Origin of the sequence: Buttiauxella sp. S19-1 (genome assembly GCF_022134725.1) — a bacterium.
Classification (GTDB): Bacteria; Pseudomonadota; Gammaproteobacteria; order Enterobacterales; family Enterobacteriaceae; genus Buttiauxella; species Buttiauxella ferragutiae.
In genome coordinates this window covers 66,076-85,419 of the sequence record NZ_JAHWLU010000005.1, presented here as the reverse complement: position 1 = coordinate 85,419, position 19,344 = coordinate 66,076, and the positions used below count along the sequence as shown (strand labels likewise).

At 53.4% G+C, this 19,344-nt stretch carries 17 protein-coding genes and 1 pseudogene; 5 read left to right on the top strand and 13 right to left on the bottom strand.

Going from position 1 to position 19,344, the window contains the following annotated elements; translation table 11 throughout:
- A partial coding sequence (locus MES37_RS02575; RefSeq protein WP_237930044.1) for a PhzF family phenazine biosynthesis protein occupies nucleotides 1-306 on the bottom strand: 306 nt, incomplete at its 3' end.
- Between the two features lie 166 nt (nucleotides 307-472).
- Between MES37_RS02575 and MES37_RS02570 the strand changes: the two genes are divergently transcribed.
- Entirely contained in the window at nucleotides 473-1,669 is a 1,197-nt protein-coding gene (locus MES37_RS02570; RefSeq protein ID WP_064546806.1) for a sugar transporter, read from the top strand.
- 48 nt (nucleotides 1,670-1,717) lie between these two features.
- On the opposite strand, the gene MES37_RS02565 is transcribed toward MES37_RS02570, so the two are convergent.
- On the bottom strand, nucleotides 1,718-2,389 hold the full coding sequence (locus MES37_RS02565; protein WP_064546808.1) for a MarC family NAAT transporter: 672 nt from the start codon (nucleotides 2,387-2,389) through the stop codon (nucleotides 1,718-1,720).
- Nucleotides 2,390-2,588: 199 nt separating this feature from the next.
- Here MES37_RS02565 and marR point away from each other — a divergent pair, with 199 nt between their 5' ends.
- The 3 genes from marR to marB are packed head-to-tail and all read left to right on the top strand — an operon-like array spanning nucleotide 2,589 to nucleotide 3,680.
- Nucleotides 2,589-3,023: a multiple antibiotic resistance transcriptional regulator MarR gene (marR, locus tag MES37_RS02560; RefSeq protein WP_064546810.1), complete on the top strand. Its 435-nt coding sequence runs from the start codon at nucleotides 2,589-2,591 to the stop codon at nucleotides 3,021-3,023.
- 20 nt (nucleotides 3,024-3,043) lie between these two features.
- Nucleotides 3,044-3,418: an MDR efflux pump AcrAB transcriptional activator MarA gene (marA, locus tag MES37_RS02555; RefSeq protein WP_064546812.1), complete on the top strand. Its 375-nt coding sequence runs from the start codon at nucleotides 3,044-3,046 to the stop codon at nucleotides 3,416-3,418.
- 52 nt (nucleotides 3,419-3,470) lie between these two features.
- The gene (gene marB / locus MES37_RS02550; protein WP_064546814.1) at nucleotides 3,471-3,680 is read left to right on the top strand and encodes a multiple antibiotic resistance regulatory protein MarB; all 210 of its coding nucleotides are present in this window, start codon (nucleotides 3,471-3,473) and stop codon (nucleotides 3,678-3,680) included.
- A gap of 42 nt (nucleotides 3,681-3,722) precedes the next feature.
- Here marB and eamA read toward each other — a convergent pair whose 3' ends face one another.
- Nucleotides 3,723-4,616 carry an O-acetylserine/cysteine exporter gene (gene eamA, locus MES37_RS02545; RefSeq protein WP_133521455.1) on the bottom strand — a complete coding sequence of 298 codons (894 nt, stop codon included), beginning with the start codon at nucleotides 4,614-4,616 and terminating at the stop codon, nucleotides 3,723-3,725.
- Nucleotides 4,617-4,806: 190 nt separating this feature from the next.
- Here eamA and ydeE point away from each other — a divergent pair, with 190 nt between their 5' ends.
- Nucleotides 4,807-6,009, top strand: a complete 1,203-nt coding sequence (ydeE, locus tag MES37_RS02540) for an efflux MFS transporter YdeE (protein ID WP_121813455.1) — start codon at nucleotides 4,807-4,809, stop codon at nucleotides 6,007-6,009.
- Nucleotides 6,010-6,069: 60 nt separating this feature from the next.
- Here the strand turns inward: ydeE and MES37_RS02535 are convergent, their stop codons facing one another.
- From MES37_RS02535 to atzF, 10 genes and pseudogenes are all read right to left on the bottom strand, one after another.
- A complete protein-coding gene (locus MES37_RS02535; RefSeq protein WP_255424174.1) occupies nucleotides 6,070-6,450 on the bottom strand; it encodes a GNAT family N-acetyltransferase in 381 nt (126 codons plus the stop codon).
- A 105-nt stretch (nucleotides 6,451-6,555) separates the two neighbouring features.
- Nucleotides 6,556-7,245 (bottom strand): annotated as a pseudogene (locus tag MES37_RS02530) (GNAT family N-acetyltransferase); the annotation flags it as partial.
- 103 nt (nucleotides 7,246-7,348) lie between these two features.
- Entirely contained in the window at nucleotides 7,349-8,047 is a 699-nt protein-coding gene (urtE, locus tag MES37_RS02525; protein WP_064546821.1) for an urea ABC transporter ATP-binding subunit UrtE, read from the bottom strand.
- A gap of 132 nt (nucleotides 8,048-8,179) precedes the next feature.
- Nucleotides 8,180-8,977 (bottom strand): urea ABC transporter ATP-binding protein UrtD, encoded by a 798-nt coding sequence (gene urtD, locus MES37_RS02520; protein WP_064546823.1) that lies wholly within the window; start codon nucleotides 8,975-8,977, stop codon nucleotides 8,180-8,182.
- The gene (urtC, locus tag MES37_RS02515) at nucleotides 8,977-10,050 is read right to left on the bottom strand and encodes an urea ABC transporter permease subunit UrtC (protein WP_121813452.1); all 1,074 of its coding nucleotides are present in this window, start codon (nucleotides 10,048-10,050) and stop codon (nucleotides 8,977-8,979) included. Before urtC ends, urtD begins: the two co-directional genes overlap by 1 nt.
- A complete protein-coding gene (gene urtB / locus MES37_RS02510) occupies nucleotides 10,050-11,540 on the bottom strand; it encodes an urea ABC transporter permease subunit UrtB (RefSeq protein WP_237930043.1) in 1,491 nt (496 codons plus the stop codon). The genes urtC and urtB overlap by 1 nt, the downstream gene beginning before the upstream one ends.
- A 103-nt stretch (nucleotides 11,541-11,643) precedes the next feature.
- Complete coding sequence (gene urtA / locus MES37_RS02505) at nucleotides 11,644-12,915, bottom strand: urea ABC transporter substrate-binding protein (RefSeq protein WP_064546946.1); 1,272 nt, start codon at nucleotides 12,913-12,915, stop codon at nucleotides 11,644-11,646.
- A 25-nt stretch (nucleotides 12,916-12,940) separates the two neighbouring features.
- On the bottom strand, nucleotides 12,941-13,618 hold the full coding sequence (locus MES37_RS02500; protein ID WP_237930042.1) for a GntR family transcriptional regulator: 678 nt from the start codon (nucleotides 13,616-13,618) through the stop codon (nucleotides 12,941-12,943).
- Between the two features lie 169 nt (nucleotides 13,619-13,787).
- Complete coding sequence (uca, locus tag MES37_RS02495; protein WP_237930041.1) at nucleotides 13,788-17,408, bottom strand: urea carboxylase; 3,621 nt, start codon at nucleotides 17,406-17,408, stop codon at nucleotides 13,788-13,790.
- 11 nt (nucleotides 17,409-17,419) lie between these two features.
- Nucleotides 17,420-19,216 carry an allophanate hydrolase gene (atzF, locus tag MES37_RS02490; RefSeq protein ID WP_237930040.1) on the bottom strand — a complete coding sequence of 599 codons (1,797 nt, stop codon included), beginning with the start codon at nucleotides 19,214-19,216 and terminating at the stop codon, nucleotides 17,420-17,422.
- Nucleotides 19,217-19,344: the final 128 nt, after the last annotated feature.

Genomic DNA, 19,344 nt, shown 5'->3' with positions numbered 1-19,344 from the left:
GCCCACAAATCGCGTTGAAAACTGAATTGCAGTTTCCGGGTAATTCAGATATTCAAAAATCACATGCGCGCTTGCCAGCGTTGCATGGCCACAAAGGTTTACCTCCCCTTGCGTGGTAAACCAACGCAACTCAAAACCCTCATCGGTGGTGACAAAAAAAGCTGTTTCCGATTGATTATGCTGTCGTGCCATTGCCAGTAAGGTTGCATCTGGCAGCCATTCCGTCAGCGGGCAAACCGCAGCAGCATTGCCACCAAAAGTGGTGTCCGTAAACGCATCGACCATATAAAAATCAATTTGCTGCATGGCATTTTCTCCCTCGGTAAGCCTATGACTTCTACCATGTCATAACTTCCATGAAAATCACCACAATAAAATGAGACTTAAATCACAAAATTGGTTGTACAGCTGGTTTGATGGTTTTATGATCGCCTGCTCACCACTCTTTCTAAAACCTGCGCGAATACCATCTATGACTATAAGCAAAGTCTCACGTAAAACGGCGTGGCTACGCGTCGTTACGCTCGCTGTCGCGGCCTTTATTTTTAACACCACGGAATTTGTCCCGGTTGGTTTACTGTCTGACATTGCCGATAGTTTTGGTATGCAGACTGCGCAAGTTGGGATCATGCTAACTATCTACGCATGGGTGGTGGCGCTAATGTCCCTTCCCTTTATGCTGTTAACCAGTCAGGTCGAACGAAAGCGCTTATTGGTCAGTATTTTCGTCTTATTTATCGTAAGTCACGTGCTCTCATTCGTCGCCTGGAGCTTCCCGGTGTTGGTGATTAGCCGCATTGGGATTGCCTTTGCCCACGCTATATTCTGGTCAATTACCGCGTCGCTGGCGATTCGTATGGCACCGGCCGGGAAAAAGGCTCAAGCACTCAGCTTGATAGCCACAGGTACCGCGCTGGCGATGGTTTTAGGTTTGCCGCTTGGACGTATCGTTGGGCAATATTTCGGCTGGCGTACCACTTTCTTCGCTATTGGTGTCGTCGCCGCGCTCACGCTGTTCTGTGTGATGAAACTGCTGCCTAAATTGCCAAGCGAACACTCAGGTTCGCTGAAAAGTTTGCCGTTGCTGTTTAAACGCCCAGCCCTGGTGAGCTTGTATGTATTGGTCGCGGTGGTGGTGACCGCGCATTACACCGCCTACAGCTACATCGAACCGTTCGTACAAACCGTAGCCGGATTGAGTGCGAACGTGGCGACGCTGCTACTGTTGGTGCTGGGTGCCGCAGGGATTATTGGCAGCGTGCTGTTTGGTAAACTGGGCAATCGCCATTCATCAACGCTGGTCAGCGGTTCGATCGGTTTACTGGTGTTGTGCCTCGCGTTGTTACTGCCTGCCGCGCAAAGCAGCACTCAGCTCACTCTGTTATGCCTGTTCTGGGGAATCGCCATTATGGTTATCACCCTCGGCATGCAGGTGAAAGTTTTGGCACTGGCCCCCGATGCAACCGATGTTTCTATGGCGTTATTCTCAGGGATTTTTAATCTCGGGATTGGCGCGGGCGCGTTGGTAGGTAACCAGGTTAGCCTGCATTTTGATATGTCGAGTATTGGGCTGGTGGGGGCGGTTCCGGCACTGGTGGCGCTTATCGTTTCAGTATTAATTTTCCGTCGTTGGCCGGTTTCCTTAGAAGAACAGCACAGCCACGGTTAGCCAGGATAAAGGATGTCGGGTAGCGTTGCGCTTACCCGACATTCGCGTTTATTGGGCTGGAAATTTGGTAATAATCTCTAGTACCCCGTTAATAATGAACTGAACCCCCATACACACCAGCAGGAAGCCCATCAGGCGCGAAATCGCTTCAATACCGCTCTTGCCGACCAGGCGCATAATCGCACCAGAACTGCGTAAACTCCCCCACAAAATCAGCCCTACCAGCGCAAAAATCAGCGGTGGAGCCACCAGCACAACCCAGGCGGGGAAATTGACACCATGCTCAACCGTTGACGATGAACTGATGATCATCGCAATGGTCCCCGGCCCCGCCGTACTTGGCATCGCCAATGGGACAAACGCGATATTGGTATCAGGCTCCTGCTCAAGCTCCTCGGCTTTTGTATGTGCTTCCGGTGATTCATGCGCCTTCTGCTGCGGGAACAGCATGCGGAAACCAATAAAGGCCACAATTAAGCCACCCGCAATACGCAAGCCCGGTATCGAAATACCAAAGGTGTTCATCACAACTTGCCCAGCGTAGTAAGCCACCATCATGATGATGAATACATTCACTGACGCCATCAGCGCAGTTCTATCACGCGCCTTTTTATTCATATCGCCAGCAAGGCCGAGGAACAATGCTACCGTTGTTAACGGGTTAGCCAGCGGCAATAACACCACCAGCCCAAACCCTATGGCCTTTACCAAATCCATCATCTTCTAACCCTTAATTGCAGTGACTTTTCGCGATTCAGAGTATAGCAGTCACCCTTCGCGCATTCGTTACAGAACTGTATGTATGTTAACAGTTGAACCGTTTTAGCTATTTGTGTCATCACATATTCATAACGTTGACATATGCTTGCCTGAGCAATAATATCTGCCGTGATTAAATATACTTGCCTGGGCAATAATAGTGAAAAACACTAACGATCTGTTTAACGAGGTGATTCCGCTTGGAAGACTGATTCATATGGTTAACCAACATAAGGATCGCCTGCTAAACGATCATCTTTCCCCACTCGATATCACCGCCACGCAATTTAAGGTGCTTTGCAGCATTTATTGCGAAGAGTGCGTACAGCCTGTCGAGTTGAAAAAAGCCTTATCAGTAGACCTGGGTGCGTTAACTCGCATGTTGGACCGCCTGCTGAGCAAGGGGTGGATTGAACGGTTGCCTAATCCCAACGACAAACGCGGTGTACTGGTACGATTGACTCCGGAAGGGAAAACATTGTGCGAAAAATGTCACCAACTTGTCGGAAAAAACCTGCATCAAGAACTGACTAAAAACCTGACAGCAGATGAAGTGACCACACTTTATCAACTGCTGACAAAGGTATTGCCGTAAAACCTGAAAAGAGGTGAACGATGTCCAGACGAAACAATGATTCAATCACCATTCAAAGCATTTTGGACTGGATTGAAGAAAACCTGGAAACCCCTCTGTCGCTAGAGAAGGTTTCGCAGCGTTCGGGCTACTCGAAGTGGCACCTGCAACGGATGTTTAAAAAAGAGACCGGCCATTCATTAGGCCAATACATCCGCAATCGCAAATTGACTGAGATCGCCCTCAAGCTGAAACAAAGCAACGAGCCGATTCTCTATTTGGCAGAGCAGTATGGGTTTGAGTCGCAACAGACGCTCACTCGGACCTTCAAGAATTACTTTTCTGTACCTCCTCATCGGTTCCGCGTTGCGTGTTCAGGTGGTGAAGGAAAGTATATTCATCCGCTAAATCATTAATATTGTTAACAAACGCTATGCAACCGTCTGTTGATTCAGACACCGAGGATTTATGAAACGTTACATCTCCGCGGCAAGCCTGCTTTTGATTCTGGCTTCCACTAACGCTCTGGCGGAGCAATCAACCCAATTCAGTGCCACGCAAGCCAATCATGGCAACATGATTATCCCCGCGTCTGAAAACTGTGCTGACGATAGCCACATGATGGGTGACAAGTCTGAGTTGCTGGGTACGCCGTATTACCGCGACAACAGCCACTAATCTCTACCATGGCGGGTCTGGAACGCTGACCCGCCCGGCACACTAATTCGTCACCGTTCTGCGCACCCGCAAGCCGAAGACATTAATATACAATCCGCCCATAATCAGCAGCGCCCCCGCTAACTGTGTCATCGACAAGGTTTCCCCCAGCAGCCATGCGGCACTCGCCATCCCGACAACCGGCACCAGTAACGATAACGGTGCAACACGCCAGGTTTCGTAGCGCCCCAGCAAACTTCCCCAAATCCCGTAACCAACAATTGTTGCTACAAATGCGAGATAAACCAGCGACAAAATCGTCGTCATATCAATGGCTATCAGGCTTTGCCACATCACGGCTGCCCCATCGAACAGGAAACTGGCGGCAAAGAATGGCAGTACCGGAATTAATGCACTCCACACCACCAAAGACATAATTGGCGGACGCGCCTCCAGTTGCATAATTTTCTTATTGAAGATATTGCCGCATGCCCAGCTAAACGCCGCGGCCAACGTCAGCATAAAACCGAGCAAAGCCACATGTTGCCCACCAAGACTGCCTTCAATCAGCACCAGCACACCGATAACAGCAAGGGAAATCCCCGCCAGTTGCTTGCCTTGCAGACGTTCTTTGAAGACACAAGCGCCGAGGATAATCGTGAAGAACGCCTGCGCCTGAAGCACCAGTGAAGCCAACCCCGCAGGCATGCCAAATTTAATGGCGCTGAACAAAAATGCAAACTGCCCAAAGCTGATCGTCAGCCCGTAAGCGGCCAGCAAGCGAAAAGGAATTTTCGGACGCGCGACAAACAGTAACGCAGGGAAAGCAACCAGCAAGAAACGCAGACCAGCCAATAACAGCGGCGGCATATTATGCAGCCCCATTTTGATCACTACGAAATTCAGCCCCCACACCACCACGACCAGCATCGCCAGCAGTCCATCTTTGCGCGTCATACTTCGACCTCTGTTGATATTACAAATTTGTTAAAATTTACGGCTAAACTAACAGTTTGAATAGATACAGTTGGCACTTTAAAGCTTAGATACAGAAAGCATTCCCTGATAAACGGCATCTATACTTTGCCAAATCTTCATGCTAAATCTGATAACCCCCAATTAATCATTAATAAAAACAAACGATAAAATGGTTTCTTTAGCAACGCGTTTCTCTGGCAAGCAACTCTCCATCAGCGTTTTACTGCTCTCCTCACTGTTACTGACCGTAGGACGTGGGCTAACGCTCCCCTTTATGACCATTTACCTTTCCCGGCAATACAACATGCCGTTAAACGAAATTGGCATGGCGCTGACGATGGCTCTCACCGCTGGGGTGGTTTTCAGCCTGTGGTTTGGCATCCTGGCAGATAAATTCGACAAGAAAAAATACATGCTGCTGGCGATTGTGATTTTTCTCGGCGGATTTGTCGCGATCCCGCTGGTGAATAACGCCGTTCTGGTGGTGGTATTTTACTCGCTGATTAACTGCGCTTATTCGGTGTTTGCGACGGTGCTAAAAGGCTATTTTTCTGACACGCTGGAAATTCACCAGAAACCGAAAATTTTCTCGCTCAATTACACCTTCGCCAATATCGGTTGGACGGTTGGCCCGCCGATTGGCACGCTGGCGGTGCTCTACAGCACTAACCTGCCATTCTGGTTATCCGGCCTGACGGCGATCATTCCGTTTATCGTGATTAGCCGTTATGTGCATAGCGTGCCGGTGAGTGAACTCCAGCAAGACAGCAACGTCAGGCTTTCGCCGTTGCAAATGCTCAAAGATAAGGCGCTGATGTATTTCACTTTGTCGGCTTTCCTCGGCTCGCTGGTCTTCGGCTCGTTCGCCGCGTGTTTATCGCAGTATGCAATTGCCATCTCTGATTCGGATCTGGCACAAAAAGTGGTGGGTGTGGTTCTGCCAGTGAATGCGTTTGTGGTGGTGGTTTTTCAATACATGGTTGGTAAACGCATTCGCCCGGATAACATTAAAAAGCTGATGGCATACGGCACGCTATTTTTCATCGCCGGGCTGGCAGGCTTTATGATTTCCGGCGACAACTTGCTGCTGTGGGGCTTATCGGCGGCGGTGTTTACTCTCGGCGAGCTTATCTTCGCCCCTGGTGAATATATGCTGGTGGATAACATTGCCCCAGCGGGACTGAAAGCCAGCTATTTCTCAGCCCAACAATTGGGATGGTTAGGCGGCGCATGTAATCCACTATTCACTGGATTAATGCTGACCTGGTTGCCGCCGTATATGCTGTTTGTGGTATTGATGGCCGCCATCGCGCTGGCTTATTTGATGGTTGTGAAAGGGATGGCGGCCAAGCCGATGTTGGTGCTCAATTAAATGGTGGATGACGCTTGCGCTTATCCACCCTACAAAACCGAAACCGTATAACGGGTTACGCTAAACCAAATCTTTTCGATACTGAATAAAGCCCGGCTTATCCGCTAACTTGTCATATAACGCCTGGCCTGCGGCATTGGTTTCATGGGTATGCCAGTACACGCGCTGGCAACTTTTCGCCTGAGCATGCTGATAAACCCCTTCGATTAATGCCCGCCCGATGCCTTTGCCGCGTGATTCAGGCGCGGTAAACAGATCCTCAAGATAACAATGATCTTCTGCCGACCAGGTGCCTCGGTGGTAAACCATATGGGTAAAACCGACCATTTTCCCCTGCCCGTCAAACGCCCCCAGCGCAAACATCGGTTCGTTAGCGTCAAGCATTCTGCGCCACGTCAGTTGGCTAATTTCATCACTGAGCTGGCTGTTGTAAAACGTCAAATAACCCTGCCATAAAACAGCCCACGCCGCGTGATCGCCCTCTTCCAGTGCTCTGACTTGCAGCGTGTTTCTGCTGTCGGCTGGACGATGGTGGCTCAGGCTTTCACGAATCTGCGCCAACCCCTGTTTCTGCACGCCATCCGGCATATTCTCAACGCAAAGCCAGCTTTCAAATGCCTGCTGAATCAGCGGCCATTCGCTATCGAGAATCGAAAACCACGCGGTATCGCGAGTGCGCTGCTTGTACACCACGGCCTGGCGGAATAACCCTTCATAACGGAAGCCAAGGCGGATCGCCGCATGGCGCGATGGGCCATTCAGACTGTCACATTTCCATTCATAGCGGCGATAGCCCAGGTCAAAGGCATATTTCATCAGCAGATAATGGGCTTCGGTAGCCTGAACAGTGCGTTGCAGCAACGGCGAATACATCACAAAACCGACTTCAACTACCCCGTTCGCCGGGTCGATACGCATTAGTGACAGCGTTCCCCAGGCCTTGCCGCTCTGGCAATCGACAACCGCAAAGTGCAGCGGGTCGTTGCTCTGCGCGGCGCTGGCAATAAAGTCGGCAAATTGCTGTTGCTCAGCAAACGGCCCAATACTCAGATACGTCCAGCCACGGCCATCTTGCGCCGTATTCCATGCGGCCCACAAATCCGCGCTATGTGCGTCAGATAGCGGTTCGAGGCGGCAAAAGCGCCCTTCCAGCACCCTACGTTGCGGGCGCGGGCACGGCTGCCAGGCTGGCAGAGCATGGCCTACTGGTTGTTGATATTCGTTTAATCCACTCAAGCGACGCCTCACCAGGTTTTGACATTAGTCTCCTGAATATAAACAACTAAAGGCACAACACAAAGAACCAAAATGTGGCCGTTTTTGTAGACCATACCGTGGTTTAAATGGCAACAAGCCCTCTTACCCCATCGGTTTCCATATTCGCTCCCGCGCCGCGTTGAATGATTGAACCGCGCGACATGACTAAATAGCTGTCGGCAAGGTCGGCGGCGAAGTCATAAAATTGTTCGACCAGCAAAATAGCCATATCGCCTTTTGCGGCAAGACTACTAATAACCTGACCGATCTCCTTAATCACCGAAGGCTGTATCCCTTCGGTTGGCTCGTCCAGAATCAGCAACTGCGGTTTACAGGCCAGCGCACGGCCAATGGCCAGTTGCTGCTGTTGCCCGCCGGAAAGGTCGCCGCCGCGCCGCTGCTTCATCTCTTTGAGTACCGGAAACAAGTGATAAATCTCTTCCGGCACTTGTTTAGCTTCACGCCCGGTAAAACGTGAAAGCCCCATCAGCAGATTTTCTTCGACCGTTAAGCGCGGGAAAATCTCGCGGCCCTGCGGCACATAGGCAATTCCTGCCTGTACGCGCTGGTGTGGTTTGCGGCTGGTGATATTATTTTTCTGCCAGTTCACGCTGCCGGATTTTGCCGGGATCAACCCCATCAGGCATTTCAGCAGCGTGCTTTTCCCCACGCCATTGCGCCCCAGCAGGCAGGTGACTTCACCAATCTTTGCTTCAAACGAGACGCCGCGCAGAATATGGCTGCCGCCGTAGTATTGGTTTAGATCGTTGACTATGAGCATAGTTATCCCCGAGTTTGTGTCGGATGACGCTTCGCTTATCCGACCTACATGGACAGTTTTAGGGTGGAAACACGAAGCGTCATGCACCATGAAGTTGTAGGGTGGAAAAGCGCAGCGTCCTCCACCATGAATTTAGCGCCCCAAATAAACCTCAATCACCTGTTCATTAGCCTGCACTTCACGCAGTGAACCTTCCGCCAGCACCTGCCCCTGATGCAACACCGTCACATGGTCAGCAATGGTTTCCACAAAGCCCATATCGTGCTCCACCACCATCAGCGAATGCTTGCCCGCCAGCCCGCGAAACAGTTCGGCGGTATATTCGGTTTCCGCATCGGTCATGCCTGCGGCGGGTTCATCGAGCAACAGCAAATGTGGCTCCTGCACCAGCAACATGCCGATTTCGAGAAATTGCTTTTGCCCATGGGAAAGCAGGCCCGCTTTGCGATGGCGTTCGGCAGCGAGTCGCAGCGTTGTCAGCATTTCGTCGATGCGGTCGCGCTGCTCAGAATTCAGTTTCGCCCGCAAACTCGCCCACACCGATTTATCGGTTTTCTGGGCAATTTCGAGATTTTCAAACACCGTCAGCGCTTCAAACACCGTCGGCTTCTGGAATTTGCGGCCAATGCCGCGTTTGGCGATATCTGCCGGTTCGAGGCACATTAAATCGGTGGATTGATCGTAAAATGCCCTGCCGCTTTGCGGTTTCGTTTTGCCGGTAATCACATCCATCAGCGTGGTTTTTCCGGCACCGTTCGGGCCAATTACACAGCGCAATTCGCCAACGCCAATATTGAGCGACAAATTCGTCAGAGCCTGGAAACCGTCAAAACTGACATTGATGTTTTCCAGCATCAGTACCGGGTCAGTCTGGTCGCGGAAGCGGTCAGCCTCATGCTGGCGGGTAAAAAGTGGTTCGCCGGGTTGCATTATTTCTCTCCTTTACGCAGCAGGCCAATCACGCCGCGCGGTAAAAACAGCGTGACGACGATAAAAATCAGGCCAAGAAACAGCTGCCAGTATTCCGGCACTGCCATGGTGAAGTAGCTTTTCGCACCGTTCACCAGACCTGCGCCAAGGATCGGGCCTATCAGCGTGCCGCGCCCGCCGAGTGCCACCCAAATAGCGGCTTCGATAGAATTGGTTGGCGACATTTCACCAGGGTTGATAATCCCAACTTGTGGCACATACAACGCCCCCGCCAGCCCGCAAAGTACCGCAGATAGCGTCCACACCAGCAGCTTGAAACCTTTTGGGTCATAGCCGCAGAACACCAGGCGGTTTTCCGCATCGCGCACCGCGGTTAGTACCCGGCCAAACTTGCTGCGAGCCAATGTGAAACCTATTCCGAGGCTTGCCATCAGCAACAAAACCGTGGCGATAAACAGCCCGATGCGCGTACCCGTTGCGGTAATCGGCATACCTAAGATAGTGGTAAAGCCAGTGAAACCGTTGTTGCCACCAAAGCCAGTTTCATTGCGAAAGAACAGCAGCATTCCGGCGTAGGTCAGCGCCTGGGTCATAATCGAGAAATAGACGCCTTTGATTTTTGAGCGGAAGGCAAAGAAGCCAAACACCAACGCGAGCAGCCCCGGCACCAGGACAATCAGCGCCAACGCCCAGGCAAAATGCTGCGTACCCCACCAGAACCACGGCAATTGATCCCAGGAAAGGAACGACATAAACGCCGGTAGCCCGTCGCCTGCGGCCTGACGCATCAGATACATGCCCATCGCGTAGCCGCCGAGTGCAAAGAAAATGCCATGCCCAAGTGACAATAACCCGGCGTATCCCCACACCAAATCCAGCGCAACCGCGACAGTTGCATAACAGAGGATTTTGCCGACCAGCGTCAGCGTGTAAGTCGAAAGACTCAGTGGATGACTGGCTGGCAACAGCGTCAGAAACGGCAATGTCAGCATCAGCACCACCATCAGCGAACCCAGCGCCATCGAGATGCGCGGTGCTTTGCGGGTCAGTGTTAACGTTAGCGGCTGGCTCATCAGTCGATAACCCTCCCTTTCAGGGCGAACAGGCCTTGCGGGCGTTTCTGGATAAACAGAATAATCAGCACAAGGATGAGGATTTTGCCCAGCACCGCACCAATTTGCGGTTCCAGAATTTTGTTAAAGATCCCAAGCCCGAAAGCTGCGGCCACGGTTCCCGCCAGTTGCCCGACACCGCCGAGCACCACCACCAGGAATGAATCGATGATGTAGCCTTGCCCCAGCTCCGGGCCGACGTTACCAAGCTGAGAAAGCGCCACCCCGCCAAGACCTGCAATGCCGGAACCGAGGCCAAACGCCAGCATATCCACGCGCCCGGTTGGCACGCCGCAGCAGGCGGCCATGGCGCGGTTTTGCGTCACGGCTCGCACATTCATGCCAAGACGCGTTTTATTGAGCAGCAACCAGGTGAAGAGCAACACCAGCATCACGAAACCAATCACCACCAGGCGGTTCCACGGCAAAATCAGGTTTGGCAGCACTTGTACGCCACCAGACAACCACGCCGGGTTGGCGACCTCCATGTTCTGCGCACCAAACACCATGCGCACAATCTGGATAAGCATCAGGCTGATGCCCCACGTCGCCAGCAAGGTTTCCAGCGGGCGGCCATAAAGATGGCGAATCACGGTGCGCTCAAGCGCCATGCCGATTCCGGCGGTGATGGCAAATGCCACCGGCAAAGCGACAATCGGGTAAAACGTCAGCCAGGCCGGTGCATATTGCTGAAAAGCGTTTTGCACCAGCCATGCGGAATACGCGCCCAACATCAGCATTTCGCCATGCGCCATATTAATCACGCCCAGCAAACCGTAGGTAATCGCCAGCCCCAGCGCTGCCAGCAGCAAAATAGAACCCAGCGACAGCCCCATAAATGCCTGACCGAGAATCTCGCCCAGCATTAAACGGTGTTGAATTTTTTTCAGCCCTTCGCTCGCCGCTTTGCGCACCTGCGCGTCGGGTTCGGTCTGCGCGTCCGTCAGCGGTTTGAGTAGTGCCTGGGTGTCGGGGTCAGCCGAGTGACTCAGCAGGTCGACTGCATTTAAACGCACTTTTGCGTCAGTGCTCGCGAGTTGTAGTTGTGCCAGCACGCCTTCCAGCGCGTGGCGGACATTTTCATCCGGTTCAGCTTTCAGCCTTTGTTGCAGCAACGGCAGCAAATCAGGCTGGACATCGCGTTGCAGCGCCTCTGCCGCTTGCAAACGCTCAGTGACATTGTCACTTATCAGGCGATGACTGGCGAGTGCGCTGCCTGCAAGAACGCGTAATCGGTTAGTCAGTCGGACTTTTCTATCGTTAATGACCAGATTTTCTTGCGCCAGAGCGTTGAGTAACGGTAACCGCTTTGCATCCGGTGCCGCCGCCCATGTTTGCAGCAGTTTTGCCTGTTGCGTGCGGTTTGCTGCGGCAAAATCCTCAGCGTCTCCGGCATGAGCGAAACACGGCAGCAGCCAGGCTACGAATAACAGCCAGCGTACAAGTTTCATGGGCATCTCCTGGAGTTTATGGTGGATGACGCTGCGCTTATCCACCCTACAAAGGCATTTGTAGGTCGGGTAAGCGTTAGCGTCACCCGACACTGGTTTTGCTTTAGTTGCTCGCCATTTTCACAGGCTCGTCAGACTTCTTGTCGTTACCGGCAATGAACGGGCTCCACGGCTGGGCGCGAACCGGGCCTTCGGTCTGCCACACCACGTTGAACTGGCCGTTGCCTTCGATTTCACCAATCATCACTGGCTTATGCAGATGGTGGTTGGTGGCGTCCATGGTGAGCGTAAAGCCAGACGGCGCTTTGTATGTTTGCCCTGCCATCGCCTCACGAACTTTGTCCACATCCGTGCTTCCGGCTTTTTCCACCGCTTGCGCCCACATATGGATGCCGACGTAGGTCGCTTCCATCGGGTCGTTGGTCACGACCGTGTCGGCATTCGGCAGCTTGTGGGCTTTGGCGTAGGCTTTCCATTCGGCGACAAACGCTTTGTTGGTTGGGTTATCCACCGATTCGAAGTAGTTCCATGCCGCCAGGTTGCCGACCAACGGTTTGGTGTCGATACCGCGCAGCTCTTCTTCGCCGACCGAGAACGCTACCACCGGAACATCGGTCGCTTTCAGGCCCTGATTGGCGAGTTCTTTGTAGAACGGCACGTTGGAGTCGCCGTTAATGGTGGAGATAACCGCGGTTTTGCCGCCCGCCGAGAATTTCTTGATATTGGCAACAATGGTCTGGTAATCGCTGTAACCAAACGGCGTATACACCTCTTCAATGTCTTTATCCTGCACGCCTTTGGAATGCAGGAACGCGCGCAGAATCTTGTTGGTAGTGCGCGGGTAAACGTAATCCGTACCCAACAGGAAGTAGCGTTTCGCCGCCCCACCGTCTTCGCTCATCAGGTATTCCACCGCCGGGATCGCCTGCTGGTTTGGTGCCGCACCGGTATAAAACACGTTTGGCGACATCTCTTCACCTTCGTACTGCACCGGGTAGAACAGCAGCCCGTTCAGCTCCTCAAACACCGGCAACACTGATTTGCGCGAGACCGACGTCCAGCAGCCAAACACCACCGCCGCTTTATCCTGACTTAATAACTGGCGTGCTTTTTCAGCGAACAGCGGCCAGTTTGACGCTGGGTCAACCACCACCGGTTCGAGCTGTTTACCCAGCACGCCGCCTTTGGCGTTAATGTCGGCGATAGTCATCAGCGCCACATCTTTGAGCGGCGTTTCAGAAATCGCCATAGTGCCGGACAGCGAGTGCATGATGCCCACTTTGATGGTGTCAGCAGCTTGTGCGCTGAAGGCCAGCCCCATGCTGACAACAGACGCGGAGAGCGCGAAAGCTTTAATGAAGGTGCGACGTTGCATAGTGTGTGTACTCCCAAACGTATTATTAAGAAATAACCCCATGCTTCGCCTGATGAAGCATATGGAGAGTAATTTGACGAACCTCTTTCTGACTTGCGGCTATATGGTCGTGTAAGCGGGTCTGCGCCTCCTGAAGTTGACGGTTCAAAATGGCGAGCAAAATCTGCCCATGCTCGAGATACGTGGCACTGACGCGGGGGCGTTTGGTGAAATCCAGCCGCCGCACAATACGAATTTTTTCGGTGATTTCGCGGTGTACCCGCACCATTTCCGGGTTCCCTGCCGCTTCGACCAGCGTCATATGGAAAACTTCATCGTGGCTGGCGACTTCCGCGCCGTCTGGCAATTGCGGTGCATCAATCCAGAACTGCTTTAGCGCCTGTAACGGCCGCGAGCGTACTTCTGCAGGCAGCGCACATAGCCGTTTTACGGCTTCCAGTTCCAGCACAATGCGCAGATCGTAGAGTGATTCCAGATGATCGAAATCCACCGCTTTGATCTGCCAACCGCTACGCGGCTGCACTTCGACATAGCCTTCTTGTTCCAGCGCATACAGCGCCTGGCGCACCGGTGTGCGGCTCGCCGCCATGCGCACTGCGATGTCGTTTTCGCTGAATCGGTCGCCTGGCAGTAACTGGAAATCAAAAATTTCCTGTTTCAGTAAGCGGTAGATGCGCTCGGCAATGCCTTCTGGTTTTTTCATGCCCTCACCCTAACCCTCTCCCACGGGAGAGGGAATTGTCCGGTTTTCTCCTTCTCCTGGAGGAGAAGGGATTGTCCGGTTTTCTCCTTCTCCTGGGGGAGAGGGGATTGTTCGGTTTTCTCCTTCTCCTGGGGGAGAAGGTCGGGATGAGGGCGTCCGTTACCAAACATCACACCGCATCCAGCCACAACAACGCATCACCCGGCCCAACCGGATGCCCTTGCTGGCAACTGATTCGCAAGACCGTGCCATCACATGGTGCTGCCACCATCAGTTCCATCTTCATGGCTTCCACCACAATCAACGGCTCACCCTGCTTCACCGTTTGCCCAGGTTCCACGAGGATTTTCCAGATATTGCCGTTCAAATCGGCACTCACCAGATGGCCCTCCTGGTCTTCAATATCCAGCGGCTCCGCCTGCATCGCGATCTCAATGGCAGCACTTTCTTGCTCTTTCCAGTTCGCCACTTCGCGGTTAAATGCCAGTTGTTGGTGCTGGCGGAAATCAGCAATGTCATCGGCGTTGTCGGCAAGGAACGTGGTGTAAGCGGCAAAATCAAACTCGACTTCTTCAACACGCACCTGCGCGCGTCCTTCACGGAAAGCGCTGCGGAACTCGGTCAACTCATCTTCCGTTACCGGATAAAAACGCACCTGGTCGAAGAATTTCAGCAGCCATGGTTCGTCGCCAAACTGTTCGTTTTTAAGGAATTTATTCCAGATAGGCAGCGTGCGCCCCACCAGTTGGTATCCACCGGGTGAATCCATGCCGTAGATGCACATATACATGCCGCCAATCCCGACGGTGCCTTCGGCAGTCCAGGTGCGCGCTGGGTTATATTTCGAACTGAGTAAGCGGTGGCGCGGGTCGAGCGGCACTGCGCACGGTGCGCCGAGATACACATCTCCCAAACCCAGAATCAAATAACTGGCGTTAAAGATGATCTCCCGAACCTCGTCGCGGTGCGCCAGCCCATTGGTGCGCTGAATAAATTCAACGTTATTGGGCAGCCATGGCGCATCGGCGCGCACGGTTTCTTTGTAACGCTCAACGGCGGCAAGGGTTGCGCTGTCTTCAAAGGCCATCGGCAAATGCACAATGCGCGACGGGATTTTAAGTGTCGTGACATCGCCGAGCTGTTTTTCCAGGCCAAGCAGCAAAGTGAGCAATTGCGACTGGGAAATATGCTGGCTGTCGTAACGCACTTGCAGCGAACGCACGCCCGGCGAAAGCTCTTCAATGCCGGAAACCCCGACCTGATTGATGGCTTTCATCAGCAGATAAATACGCAGGCGCAGCGCCAAATCCAGCACGTTGTCGCCGTATTCGATCAGCACATAGTTGTCACCTGCCTGGCGGTAAACCACCGCCGGTAAATCACCCTGCGCCGCCAGTTCTGCGAGAATTGCCGCACTTGAAGTGGTAGTTGGGGTGATCGACGGGTGCAAATCCGGTAGGTTCAACACGTGCAGCAAATTAGTGACCGCCACGTCCTGGGCGATTTCCAGCGACTGAGCATGTTCAAAGGTAATGGCGTGGAAGCGAATACGGTCGCCAGGCTTCACCTGCCCGACTTTCCACAGTTCCGCTTTGGCGATGGTTACCGGGCAAACAAACCCACCAAGGCTTGGGCCGTCGCGCGTCAAAATCACCGGGAAGTCTCCGGTAAAATTCACCGCGCCAATCGCGTATTCACAGTCGTGAACGTTGGAAGGATGCAGCCCCGCTTCGCCACCGTCAGCTCGCGTCCACTGCGGTTTCGGGCCAACTAATCGCACGCCAAGGCGGTTGGAGTTGTAGTGAACCTGCCATTCGGACTCAAAGAACGTTTGCATCGACTCCGGCGTGAAGAAATCAGGTGCACCGTGTGGCCCGTACAACACACCGATTTCCCACAAATCGCTGTACTGCGGAATCACCGCCGGTTCCGGCGTTTGCGGCAGTGAAATCGGCGCAGGCGTGGTGCAGGCTGGTAAGCAAGGCTGGGAAATCGCCAGCACATCCGCCACTCGCAAGGTGCGCCCGGCGTGGCCGCCGAACTGCCCAAGGGCAAACGTTGAGCGGCTACCGAGATACACCGGCACATCAATTCCGTTACGCACCGCCAGATAGGTGCGGCAACCCGAAGTCGCACGCCCCAGCTTTAGCGTTTGCCCTGCTTTCACAATCACTGGCTGCCAGTAAGGAACCGCTTCATCGTCGAGCGTTGCCGGGCAATCCGCGCCCGTTAAGGCAATGGTCGCCGCACTGTGGAAACGCAGCGTTGGCCCTTGCAGGGTAAATTCAAGACCTGCGGCTGACGGATGGTTGCCGACAATGCGGTTTGCGAGGCGAAACGCAAAATCGTCCATTGGCCCCGATGGCGGCACGCCAATGTCCCAGTAACCCAGTCGGCCGGGGCTGTCCTGCACGCTGCTCCAGGTGCCCGGCTCCAGCACTTCAATCGCATGCGCCTGGTATTCCACACCATCAAGCAAACGCGTCCACATCATTCCGGCTTTAAATTCAGCCAGTTGCACTATTTGGCGCAGGTAATCGAGGTTGGTGGCGATACCGTGTAAACGCGTGGCGGCAAGCGCGGTGTTCAGTTTACTTAACGCCTGCTGACGATCGTCACCATAAACGATCACTTTGGCGATCATCGGATCGTAAAACGCGCTCACTTCGCTGCCCGTGCTCACCCAACCATCGACGCGCACATTTTCGGGGAAGAAAACGTCGGTCAGCACGCCAGGGCTTGGCTGGAAGTTTTTCAACGCATCTTCGGCGTAAATGCGCACCTCGATGGATGCCCCTTTCGGCGGTTGCGCTAAACGCTGCCAGTCAAACGTGACGCCTGCGGCGACGTTAATCATGCATTCGATAAGATCCAGACCGGTGACCATTTCGGTAACCGGGTGCTCTACCTGCAAACGGGTATTCACTTCGAGGAAGTAAAACGCATCGCGGGCAGCATCGTAGATAAACTCCACGGTGCCTGCGCTGCGGTAATTCACCGATTCGCCTAGTGCCACGGCGGCGGCGTGAATAGCTTCACGCGTGGCCTGCGGTAAATTTGGCGCAGGGGTTTCTTCCACCACTTTCTGATTACGGCGTTGCAATGAACAATCGCGTTCGCCCAGCGCCACCACTTTGCCTTTGCCGTCGCCAAAAATTTGCACTTCAAGATGGCGCGCGCGGTCGACAAAACGCTCGATAAACACACCATCGTCGCTGAAAAACTGCTGCCCCATGCGTTTTACGCTCGACCAGGCGTCAACCAGGCTCGCTTCATCTTCACAACGTGTCAGGCCAATGCCACCACCACCAGCGGTAGTTTTCAGCATTACCGGGTAACCAATTTCAGCTGCCGCCAGTTGTGCTTCTTTCAGCGTTAACAGCAAACCGGTTCCCGGCGTCATCGGTACATCAGCTTTAAACGCCAGGTCGCGAGCGCAATGCTTCAGCCCAAAGTCACGGATTTGTTCAGCGGTGGGGCCGATAAAAACGAGGCCGTTTTCAGCGCACGCCTGGGCAAATTCCGCGCGTTCGGACAAAAAACCGTAGCCTGGGAAAATCGCCTGCGCGCCGCTTTGTTTGGCTGCTGCGATGATTTTCTCTATATCAAGATAGCTTTCAGCCGCTTTCTCACCGCCCAACGCGATGGCGACGTCGGCATCCATCACATGCTGTGCATTGGCATCGGGTTCGGAATACACCGCCACGCTGGCGATCCCCATTTTTTTCAATGTTTTAATGGCGCGAACAGCAATTTCACCGCGGTTGGCTATCAATACTGAGCTAAACATTTTTCATCTCCTCAGGCGCTGTGGTGACGGGCAAGCCAGGCTTTCCAGCCGCCCCACGCGGTAATATCCGTGGCATCGCTTAGTGCTGCGGGTTCGCAAATAAACCCTTTCACGCTCCTGCCGTCTTCCAGAGTCAAAGTACCGATCCCAAGCGGCGCGGGGATCTCCGCCACAAATTCACCGAATCTAGCCAGCGGGATATCCCATAGTTCTACGGCAATCGGCTGCCCTTCCAGACTGCGGGCAAGGCCCGGTTTTGGCGGCTGAGTATTGGCCAGCGCATAAAGGCGATAATTGGCAGCGGTGCGCGATTCTTCGATAAACACCGCATTGCGCGTGGTGAGTTGGTGGTTGAGCGGCATTCCACGCAGATGTGCGCCCACCACGGCAACGCGAACGTGGTTTGCCGAGATTTTTGCGGTAATGGTCGCAGGAAGTGCTTTTTCAGTCGCGCCCAGCGGCTGGTCCAACGCCTGCTGCCAGCTTTTGCCGAAGTGACTCAGCGCCTGGTCATGCCATGCGGGCGCGATAAGCGTGATTCCGGCAGGAATTCCGTCTGCGCGGAAATCCCCCGGCAGCGCCAGCGCGCAGAGGTCAGCCAGGTTGGTAAAGTTGGTGTAGGTGCCAAATTGCGAGTTGTAGCGCACTGGTTCCTGCGCCATTTCAGCGAGGGTATGAATAGTCGGAGACGTTGGCACCACCAGCGCGTCAAACTCGCTGAGTTGCGCGTTAATTTGGCGCGAGAGTTCAGCGCGGGTGTATTCCGCCTGCCAGGCATCACAAGCCGTGTAGTTCAGGCCGTTTGCCACAATACCGCGCACGATTGGGTCCATGGCTTCAGGCTTATTTTTGAAAATATCGCCAACCGCAACGGTGCGCTCGGCCACCCACGCGCCGTTATACAGTTGAGCGGCTAACTCGTTAAACACCGTGAAATCAATCGGTACCAGTTCCGCGCCCTGCTGCTGCAAACGCGCCAGGGTTTTGGCGAAAGCCACTTCACTTAAACGGTCCCCAAAGAATTCAAGCCGATCGGGAATGGCAAAACGGAGTTTTTCACTAAAACGTGCCGGAGCGGTCTGCGGGTTGGCACGGGAGTAAGGATCTTGCCGATCGTAACCGCCAGCAATCGCTGCAACGGTTTCAGCATCTTCAACGGTTAATGCGAACACTGAAATACAGTCGTTCAATCGACACGCAGGAACCACACCGGCAGTAGAAACCCAACCTTTGGTCGGTTTCAGACCAACAATATTGTTAAAACCTGCTGGCACGCGGCCTGAACCGGCAGTGTCGGTTCCCAGCGCAAAGCACACCAGCCCGCGAGCCACCACCGATGCGGAGCCCGAACTGGAACCCCCGCTGACATATTCAGGGTTGAAGGTATTTTTTACTGCACCAAACGGAGAGCGAGTGCCGACTAATCCGGTGGCAAACTGGTCGAGGTTGGTTTTACCGACCACAATCGCCCCGGCCGCTTTCAGGCGGGCTATCACCGTCGCATCTTTTTCAGGGGTGTAAGTAAATGCCGGGCACGCCGCGCTGGTGGGCATTCCGGCAACATTAATATTATCTTTCGCCGCAAAAGGAACGCCTAATAATGGAAAATCTGCTACTTGCTTTTCACCAGAATTAATTGCCTGAAAAATTGTGGTTAATTGCGCATAAATTTCATCCTGCGTGGCGATATATATCCACGCATTATCATCACGGGATAAATTTGCATTTAATTGCTGATATGCCGCCACTAGCTGTTGCGGGTGCTGGCGGTAACTCGCGACCCATTCAGGCAAGGTTGCTACTGACATAAACTGGAATCCCATCTGGTATACAAGATGGAGCAAATAAAGCATTTACCGTGCCAGGTATTTACAGCGCTGATAATCAAGAGATTTAAATATACCTAAGAACGCATCATTCATTTTTCGCACTCTTA